This window comes from Actinomadura sp. KC345 (genome assembly GCF_004348515.1).
Classification (GTDB): domain Bacteria; phylum Actinomycetota; class Actinomycetes; order Streptosporangiales; family Streptosporangiaceae; genus Spirillospora.
In genome coordinates this window covers 1-4,285 of record NZ_SMKH01000461.1, presented here as the reverse complement: position 1 = coordinate 4,285, position 4,285 = coordinate 1, and the positions used below count along the sequence as shown (strand labels likewise).

Annotated in this window: 3 protein-coding genes; 2 read left to right on the top strand and 1 reads right to left on the bottom strand. The window is 74.4% G+C overall.

What is annotated here, in order from left to right:
- A partial coding sequence (locus E1281_RS38100) for an FAD-binding and (Fe-S)-binding domain-containing protein (protein WP_131884558.1) occupies positions 1-2,608 on the top strand: 2,608 nt, incomplete at its 5' end.
- Here the strand turns inward: E1281_RS38100 and E1281_RS38095 are convergent.
- Entirely contained in the window at positions 2,605-3,357 is a 753-nt protein-coding gene (locus E1281_RS38095; RefSeq protein ID WP_131884557.1) for an IclR family transcriptional regulator, read from the bottom strand. The two genes, E1281_RS38100 and E1281_RS38095, sit on opposite strands and share 4 nt — an antisense overlap.
- Positions 3,358-3,471: 114 nt before the next feature.
- Here E1281_RS38095 and E1281_RS38090 point away from each other — a divergent pair, with 114 nt between their 5' ends.
- Positions 3,472-4,269 carry a 2-keto-4-pentenoate hydratase gene (locus E1281_RS38090; protein ID WP_131884556.1) on the top strand — a complete coding sequence of 266 codons (798 nt, stop codon included), beginning with the start codon at positions 3,472-3,474 and terminating at the stop codon, positions 4,267-4,269.
- Positions 4,270-4,285: the final 16 nt, after the last annotated feature.

Here is a 4,285-nt window from a genome sequence, read left to right as displayed (position 1 = left end):
CAACGCGGTCGGGCCCGGTGTCGTGGCGGACGTGAGCCGGCACCTGAACCGGGTCCTGGAGATCGACCCGGACGCGGGGACGGCGCTGGTCGAGCCGGGGATCGTGCAGGCGCGGCTGCACGAGGCGGCGGCGGAGCACGGGCTGCGGTTCGGGCCGGACCCGTCCACGCGGACGCGGGCGACGCTCGGCGGGATGATCGGCAACAACGCCTGCGGGTCGCGGGCGCTCGGGTACGGGCGGACGAGCGACAACGTGCTCGGACTGGACGTCGTGACCGGCTCCGGGGAGCGGCTGCGCCTCGGGGACGTCCCCGGAGGCGGCGGGGAGTCCGTGCTGCTTGAGCGGCTGCGGGCGCTGGTGGGCGAGAACCTCGCCCTGGTGCGGACGGAGTTCGGGCGGTTCGGGCGGCAGGTCTCCGGCTACTCGCTGGAGCATCTGCTGCCGGAGAGGGGGTTCGACGTCGTGCGGGCGCTGGTGGGCAGCGAGGGGACGCTCGCGCTGACGCTGGCGGCGCGGGTGCGGATGGTGCGCGAACCCGGGTGCCGCGTGCTGGCCGTCCTCGGGTTCGGGTCGATGGCGGAGGCCGCCGACGCCGTCCCGGCGATCCTGCCGCACGGGCCCGTCGCGTGCGAGGGGCTGGACTCGCGCATCACGGGGGTCGTGCGGGAGCGGCGGGGGGCCGATGCCGTTCCGCCGCTGCCGGACGGGTCGGGCTGGCTGCTCGTAGAGCTCGCCGGACCGGAGGCCGGGGCGCTGCGGAGCACCGCCCGGAAGGCCGTCGACGACTCCGGGTGCGTCGACTCGATGCTGGTCGAGGACATGGCGCTCGCCGACGCGCTGTGGAGGATCCGTGAGGACGGGTCCGGCCTCGTGGCGCGCACGCCCGAGGGTGAGCAGGCGCACGCCGGGTGGGAGGACGCGGCGGTGCCGCCCGAGCGGCTCGGCGTGTACCTGCGGGAGTTCGAGGCGCTGCTGGGCGAGTACGGGCTGTTCGGCGTCCCGTACGGGCATTTCGGGGACGGCTGCATCCACGTCCGCATCGACTTCCCGCTCGGGCGAGCGGACGGCAAGGGCGTCTTCCGCGACTTCCTGAACGAGGCGGCGGCGCTCGCGGCGCGGCACGGCGGCACGATGTCCGGCGAGCACGGGGACGGGAGGGCGCGAGGCGAGCTGCTGCCGCACATGTACTCGGCCGAGGCGCTGGCGCTGTGCTCGGCGGTCAAGGACGTCTTCGATCCCGATGACCTGCTCAATCCGGGGATCATCGTCCGCCCGGCGCCCGTGGACGACGATCTTCGCGCGGCGCAGGCCGTCCCGTTCGAGCGCGGCCTCGCACTCGCCTACCGGGACGACCGCGGCGACCTGTCGCGGGCCGTGCACCGGTGCACGGGGGTCGGCAAGTGCCGCGCCGACAACACCGCGGCCGGCGGCGTCATGTGCCCCTCGTACCTGGCGACCCGGGAGGAGAAGGACTCCACGCGCGGGCGGTCCCGGGTGCTGCAGGAGGTCGTCAGCGGGAAGCTCGGGCCGGACGGCTGGAAGTCCGGCGCGCTGCACGACGTGCTCGACCTGTGCCTCTCGTGCAAGGGCTGCGCGTCGGACTGCCCGACCGGCATCGACATGGCGTCCTACAAGGCCGAGGCCCTGCATCAGCGGTACCGGCGCAGGATCAGGCCGCGGGCCCACTACGCGCTGGGGCGGCTGCCCCGCTGGACGCGGCTGCTCGCCAGGGCGCCCGCCATGATCAAGGTCGCCAACGCGGGGATGCGGTCGTCGCTGATGAGGCCCCTGGTCGCGTGGGGTGCGGGCATCGACCGGCGGCGCACCCTGCCCGCGTTCGCCCCGGTGACGTTCCGACGCTGGTTCGCGTCGCATGAAAGCGCGGAAGGCCGCAACGGAGACGTCGTCCTGTTCGTGGACAGCTTCACCGACGCGTTTTCGCCCGATGTCGGCAAGGCGACCGTGAAGGTGCTGGAGCACGCCGGATACCGCGTCACGGTGACCGAACGTTCCGTGTGCTGCGGGATCACCTGGATCTCGACCGGTCAGCTGGACGGGGCGCGCGCGCAGGCCCGGCGCACCGTCCACGCGCTGCTCCCCCACGTCCGGCGCGGCGCGAAGGTCGTCGGGATGGAGCCGTCCTGCACGGGCGTGCTGCGGTCGGACGCGGAGGAGCTGCTGGCAGGGGTGGACGCCGCGGCGGCGCGCGAGGTGGCCGCCGCGACCCGCACGCTCGCCGAGCTGCTCGCCGAGACCGCGGACTGGACGCCGCCCGACCTGTCGGACGTCACCGGGATCGCGCAGCCGCACTGCCACCACCACGCCGTCATGGGCTGGACGAAGGACGCGGCGCTGCTGACGAAGGCGGGCGCCGAGGTCGGCAGGCTCGGCAACTGCTGCGGGCTCGCGGGCAACTTCGGCGTCGAGAAGGGGCACCACGACGTGTCGGTCGCGGTCGCCGAGTACCAGCTGCTCCCAGCCGTCCGGAGGACCGGCGAGGGGGACGTCGTCCTGGCCGACGGGTTCAGCTGCCGCACCCAGCTGCGCGAGCTGGCGGGCCGCGACGGCGAGCACCTCGCGCAGCTCCTGGCCCGGCACCTGCCCTAGCGGGACCGCTGCCGCTGGCCGAGGGTGCGCGACAGCGTGAGGGCGGCGGTGTGGACGGCGGGGGCGACGACGGCCGGGCGCATCCGGTTCGACCACCCCGACACCGACAGCGCCCCGACGGCCAGGCCGTCGGGGCCGAGGACGGGGCTGGCCGCGCAGACGATGCCGCGGCCGGACTCCTCGCGGTCGTAGGCGACGCCATCGCGGTGGATCGTCTCCAGCTCCCGGGCGAGGAGGCCCGGCGCGGTGACGCTGCGCTCGCTGGCCTTGACCAGCCCCGCGTCCAGGACGGCCTTGACCACGTCCGGCGGGGAGAACGCCAGGATCGCCTTGCCGACGCCGGTGACGTGCGCGGGCAGCCGGCCGCCCACCTGGGACGGCAGCCGCGGCGCGCCGGTGGAGCCGAGGATCTCCACGTAGACGACCTCGCCGCCCTCCAGGACCGCGAGGTGGACGGTCTGCCGGGTCGCCTCCCGCAGGTCCGACATGTACGGGACGGCCGCGTCCCGCAGGACCCGCTGGCGCGGTACCCGCTGCCCGATCTCGAACAGCTTCAGCCCGAGCCGGACGCGGGTGCCCTGGCGTTCCAGCAGCCCGGCCTCGACGAGGTCCAGCGCGATCCGGTGCGCCGTCGACCTGGGCAGGCCGCTGCGGCGGGCGAGCTCGGCGGAGCCGAGCCCGTCGTCGTCCGCGCGGAACGCGGTCAGCACCGAGACGGCGCGGCGCAGGAAGGTGTCGTCGGACGCCATGACCCCAATGTAGAAGAGGTGTCCCACCACGCGGGACGGCGGCGTTGCCCGCGGCGACCGGGGCGGGGGAGGCTCGGACCTGCGCGGACGGCGCAGACGAGGAAAGGACAGCCCATGGACCCGGGTTCGGTGGAGAAGGCCGCGGCAGCGCTGCTCGACGCCTACGCGACCGGCACTCCCATCTCGCCGCTGACGGCGAATCATCCGGACATGTCGGTCGCCGACGCGTACGCGGTCCAGCTCGCGCAGGTGGAGTCCTGGACCGGCGCGGGGGCGCGGATCAAGGGCCACAAGGTCGGGCTGACGTCGGCGGCGATGCAGCGGCAGATGGGCGTGGACCAGCCGGACTTCGGCGTGCTGCTGGACTCGATGTTCTTCCAGGACAGCGCCCCGGTCGACACCGGCCGGTTCCTGCAGCCCCGGATCGAGCCGGAGATCGCGTTCGTGCTCGGCCGCCCGCTGGCCGGTCCCGGCGCGACCGCCGCCGACGCGGTCGCCGCCGTCGAGTACGTGCTCCCGGCGCTGGAGGTGATCGACTCCCGGATCGCGGACTGGAAGATCACTCTCCCGGACACGATCGCCGACAACGCCTCCAGCGGCGGTGTCGTGCTCGGCACCCGCCCGGTCCGGCTGGACGGCCTGGACCTGTCGCTGATGGGCTGCCTGCTGCACCGCGACGGCGACCTGATCGACACAGGCGCGGGCGGCGCGGTACTGGGCTCGCCGATCAACGCGCTGGTCTGGCTCGCCAACGTCCTCGGCGAGCGCGGGGTGGAGCTGGAGGCGGGACACGTGGTGCTGCCCGGTTCGATCACCGCCGCCGTGCCGGTCGCGCCGGGAGAGACCCTCACCGCCACGTTCGCCGGGATCGGCTCGGTGACGGCTCGTTTCGGAAAGGAGTCACAGGCATGAGCGAAGCGATCCGGGG